Raw genomic sequence first — 4,796 nt, 5'->3', positions numbered from 1 at the left:
TGGCGGGAGAGCGAGCCGCTGGCCTGCCTGGCGGCGCGCGGCGCCGGCGCGCGGGTGGCGGTGACCTCGGTGCGCTACGGCTGCAGCGCGCAGATGATGGCGCTCATGCCCGAACTGGAAGCGATCTGCAGTTGGGGCGTGGGCTACGAAACCATCGACCTCGGCGCCGCGCGCGCCCGCGGCATCCAGGTCAGCTACACGCCGGACGTGCTCGACGGCTGCGTGGCCGACCTGGCCTGGGGCCTGCTGATCGCCGCCGCGCGGCGCATCGCCGAAGGCGACCGCTACGTGCGCGGCGGCCAATGGCGCACCATCGGCGCGTTTCCGCTGTCCACGCGCGTCGGCGGCAAGCGGCTGGGCATCCTCGGCATGGGCCGCATCGGCGAGGCCATCGCGCGGCGCGGGCTGGGCTTCGACATGCAGGTCGCCTATCACAACCGCGGTCCCAGGGCCGGCAGTCCTTACCGCTTCGAGCCTTCGCTGGCGGCGCTGGCCGACTGGGCCGATTTCCTCGTGGTGGCCTGCGTCGGCGGCCTGGCCACGCATCACCTGGTGTCTGCGCAAATTATCGAGGCGCTTGGGCCCCAAGGCATCCTCGTCAACATCGCGCGCGGCACCGTGATCGACCAGGACGCGATGGTGGCGGCGCTGGCGGCCGGACGGCTGGGCGGCGCCGGCCTCGACGTGCTGGAGCGCGAGCCGGCGGTGCCCGACGCGCTCAAGGCGCTGGACAGCGTGGTGCTGATGCCCCACGTCGGCAGCGCCACGCACGAAACGCGCCGCGACATGGCGCAGCTCGTGATCGACAACGCCGCGTCCTACCTGCAAGGGCGCGGGCTGATTACGCCGATCCGCGATTGAGGAAACCAGATTCATGCCTGTCCTGCTAGATGCCCTGCAAGCCCTGCTGGGCCAGTACCATGTATTGACCGGCGCCGACGCCGCGCCGTACCTGACCGACTGGCGCAAGCTCTATCGCGGCAATGCTCTCGCGGTGGTGCGCCCGGGCAGCACCGAGGACGTGGCGGCCGTGGTCCGCCTGTGCGCGCGGCACGGCGCGCCGGTGGTGCCGCAGGGCGGCAACACCGGCCAGTGCGGCGGCGCCACGCCCGATGCCAGCGGCCGCGCGGTGGTGGTCCTGCTGGGCCGCCTCGACCGCGTGCGCGAGATCGACACCGCCAACGACACCATCACCGTCGAAGCCGGCTGCGTGCTGCAGACGGTGCAGGCTGCCGCGCACGCGGCCGGCCGGCTGTTCCCGCTGTCGCTGGGCGCCGAAGGCAGCTGCATGATCGGCGGCAACCTCGCCAGCAACGCCGGCGGCACCCAGGTGCTGCGCTACGGCAACGCGCGCGAACTGGCGCTCGGCCTGGAGGTTGTCACCGCCGAAGGCGAGATCTGGCACGGCCTGCGCGGGCTGCGCAAGGACAACGCCGGCTACGACCTGCGCGATCTCTACATCGGCAGCGAAGGCACGCTGGGCATCATCACCGCGGCCACGCTCAAGCTCTTCCCGTTGCCGGCGGCGCAAGGCACGGCGCTGGCCGCCACCGACTCGATCGCCGCCGCCGTCGCGCTGCTGGCGCGCAGCCGCACGCGCGCCGGCGCGGCGCTGACCGGCTTCGAACTGATGTCTGGCGACGCGCTCGAACTGGTGACGCGCGTATTCCCGCGGCAACGCCTGCCGCTGCCCGCGGGCGCGCCCTGGTACGTGCTGCTCGAAACCTCCGACAGCGATGATGGCGGCGACGGCGGCGAGCACGCGCGCGGCCGCCTCGAACGCCTGCTGGGCGAAGCACTCGAAGCCGGCGAGATCGGCGACGCCGCCATCGCAGGCAGCCTGGCCCAGGCCGACGCCTTCTGGCACCTGCGCGAGAGCATCACGCTGGCGCTGGCCGAGCACGGCAAATGCGTGAAGCACGACATCTCGGTGCCGACCTCGCGCATCGTCGGTTTCGTCGAGGAAACCGGCGCCCGCCTGCGCGAGCGCCATCCCGGCGCGCGCTGCATCACCTTCGGTCATCTCGGCGACGGCAACCTGCACTACAACGTGATTCGCACGGCCGACAGCAGCGACGCCGAACTGCTGGCCAGCGCGGACGGCATCCTGCGCCTCGTGCACGACAGCGTGCGCCGCCACGCCGGATCGATCAGCGCCGAGCAGGGCATCGGGCAGGCCAGGGTGGACGAACTGATCCGCTGCAAGGACCCGCTGGAACTGGCATTGATGCGCAGGGTCAAGCAGGCGCTGGATCCGCTGGGGATCATGAATCCGGGGAAGGTGTTTGGTTAGGGCGATGCTGGTCCGCTGCCGGTCCCGGTTGCGGCGGCCGCGTGATGGGGCCATGCGCTACCCGATATGCCATGAATGCCGCCGGGCGATTCTCGGACGCGTCCAATGGACGCGCACTTTTCCGGATGCTATCCATTTGCCTTCATGGTCCCTGGGACAGGGATGACTCCTGGCGCGGCATCCGCCGTGCGTCGATGGCAATGCTGAAAATGATTCTGGTGGTTCTATGGCTGGCGGCAGCGGTCGCCGCGAATGCTGTCTGGTGGGCCACGCATCCCGACGTGGCTCCCAATCTTTCGGGTTCGCCGTGGCGGTGGTGGCTGTCGGTGTATGGGGCGAAGAACGCTTCGCAGGAGGACGATGCCGCGTTTGTGGCATCGTCGCTCTGCATTGTCCTGCTGACTGTCATGGTCCTGTGGTGGCGGCACAGGACCGGGAGGAGGTGAATGCGTCGTGAATGGCGGGTGTAACCGCAGGGCGGGTCTACGCCGGCGGGGTGAACATGCTTCGGAACGCGTCCATTCGCCCTCGAACCCGCCTGGGATCGGATTCGCCATCGCGCAATGCGAAGCGGTCGCCGAAGGCCATGTGGTCCAGGAGCTGACCACGGCAGCGTGAAGACCTGTGCCAACTCGGAATTTTCGGCGAGTATCCCGTTTCCGGATTGCCGGGGCAGCGTCTCGGAAATCACAGACCATTCCGTGGAACGCTGCGCCCCCGTATGGCGCCTTGGCACAGTTCGACGATCTGCGTTAGCCGCGTCACCGCGAAACAAAAAAACCCACCGCGTCGGAACGCGGTGGGCGCAAGGCTCCCGTTTCAGGCGGAGAGCGTCGATATGCGTTGGCGCCTCAGAAGCGATGCCGCACGCCGGCGACCACGCCGGTCTGGTTCCTGCCCGGGATGACGCTGTTGGGCGCGCCGGTGGTGGCGTTGAAGCCGTTCAGGCCGAGTTCGGAGCCGTTCTTGTTGCGCGCGAAGGCGGCGTTGAAGTAGACGTCGGTGCGCTTGGAGAGGACGTAGCTGGCCGAGGCGGCGAACATCATCGGGTCGGCGTTGCTGTTCCTGAAGTCCGTGTAGTAGGCCGCGCCGGAGAACGAGAGCGCGGGCGTGGCCTTGTAGCGCAGGCCGAGCCAGTAGAGGTTGGAGCGGACTTCGCCGCCCACGTCGCCGTTGAGCCAGCGGTAGCCGGCGTAGGGGCTGAGCGGGCCGAATGCGTAGCTGGCGCCGAGCGCCACGCGGCGGTCTTTCTGGTTGCGGGCGGCGACGGAGGTGCCCTGGTATTCGTCGTAGACGAGGCCGGCGGCGAAGGTGTCGTTCTCGTAGTACAGGCTGCCGCCAAGGCTGCGGTCGACCTTGTTGTCGCCGGGCACTTCGCCGGCGCCGGTGCGGCCGAAGCTGTACAGCGCCGTGACCGTGAGGCCGGAGACGCTGCGGCGGTATTTGATGGCGTTGTCGGCGCGCCCGGCCAGCACCGCGTCGCTGCGGAACAGCGAGTAGCGCGGCGCGAAGCCCATCGGGTCGAGCCGGATGGTGGTGTCGTACAGCGGGGTGGTCTGCCGCCCGAGCGTGACCTGTCCGAAATCGCCGGCCAGGCCGACCACCGCGCTGCGGTCGAACAGCCGGTTGCCGCCTTGCCCGCCGTCGTCGAGGTTGAAGCCGCTTTCCAGGTCGAACACCGCCTTCAGGCCGCCGCCGAGGTCTTCGACGCCGCGCAGGCCCCAGCGCGAGGTGGACATGTTGCCGGACGAGAGCCGGTACGCGCTGCCCTTGCTGCCCTTGGCGGCCGCGTTGGACAGGTATTCGACGCCGACGTCGGCCACGCCGTACAGCGTGACGCTCGATTGCGCCAGCGCGGTGCCCGCCGCGGTGCACAGCAGCGCCGCCAGCTTGATGCGAGCGGATTTTGTCTTCCTCATTCTTGTTCTCCGGCTTGTCATTTATCGAAATAAAAAAATAGAAACCGGAGTCTATTGGGGCACGCATTACGCCTGGATTGCGCCAGCATGACAACTGGCGCTGATCCTTGCCGCAGGCGGGATACGGGGCGAAGCGGGGTTTGCGGTGCCGATTTCGGAAAGCGGCACGGAGTGTCATGTCTAGTGATTCTCTACAACATTGTCTTGCAATAGATAAACCGGAGAGTCGGAATTATCGGATAATCGCAAAGTACAATAATGATCCCGGATTTCATGATGCGGGTTTGCCGGAGGCGCGGCGAGGATCCGGTGCGCGGGCACCCCCGGCGAGGTGGACGATCAAGGGGGCTATGCTGACGCATCGGAGCCGGTTTCCGTTCCCGGGACCGGCCTGCATCGACGCTGGAGAGTGCTCATGTCATATCGAACATATCGAACATATCGAACATATCGAATCACCCGATGGATCGCCGCGCTGGCGGCGGCCGCCGCGCTGTCCGCCTGCGCGTCGCTGGAACCCGTCCAGACCGCGCAGAAGATGATCGGCAGCCCGGAAAGTGCCGTGCGCGATACGTTCGGCGCGC

General features: G+C 68.1%; 4 protein-coding genes. 3 read left to right on the top strand and 1 reads right to left on the bottom strand.

The window, feature by feature from the left end; genetic code table 11:
• The 3 genes from K206_RS0101255 to K206_RS0101245 all read left to right on the top strand — a co-directional run.
• Positions 1–861: 2-hydroxyacid dehydrogenase (locus tag K206_RS0101255; RefSeq protein ID WP_020200590.1), on the top strand; the 861-nt coding region annotated here is incomplete at its 5' end.
• A gap of 13 nt (positions 862–874) precedes the next feature.
• Positions 875–2,293, top strand: coding sequence for an FAD-binding oxidoreductase (locus K206_RS0101250; RefSeq protein WP_020423619.1), 1,419 nt, complete (start codon positions 875–877; stop codon positions 2,291–2,293).
• A 71-nt stretch (positions 2,294–2,364) separates the two neighbouring features.
• Positions 2,365–2,739 (top strand): hypothetical protein, encoded by a 375-nt coding sequence (locus tag K206_RS0101245; protein WP_155887899.1) that lies wholly within the window; start codon positions 2,365–2,367, stop codon positions 2,737–2,739.
• 405 nt (positions 2,740–3,144) lie between these two features.
• On the opposite strand, the gene K206_RS0101240 is transcribed toward K206_RS0101245, so the two are convergent.
• Positions 3,145–4,212, bottom strand: coding sequence for a porin (locus K206_RS0101240; protein WP_020200587.1), 1,068 nt, complete (start codon positions 4,210–4,212; stop codon positions 3,145–3,147).
• Between the last annotated feature and the right edge of the window lie 584 nt (positions 4,213–4,796).

It is taken from the genome of Cupriavidus sp. WS (assembly GCF_000395345.1).
In the GTDB taxonomy this organism is placed as follows: domain Bacteria; phylum Pseudomonadota; class Gammaproteobacteria; order Burkholderiales; family Burkholderiaceae; genus Cupriavidus; species Cupriavidus basilensis_B.
Note: the sequence above shows the minus strand (reverse complement) of the source record. Positions and strands in the feature narration are given on the sequence as shown.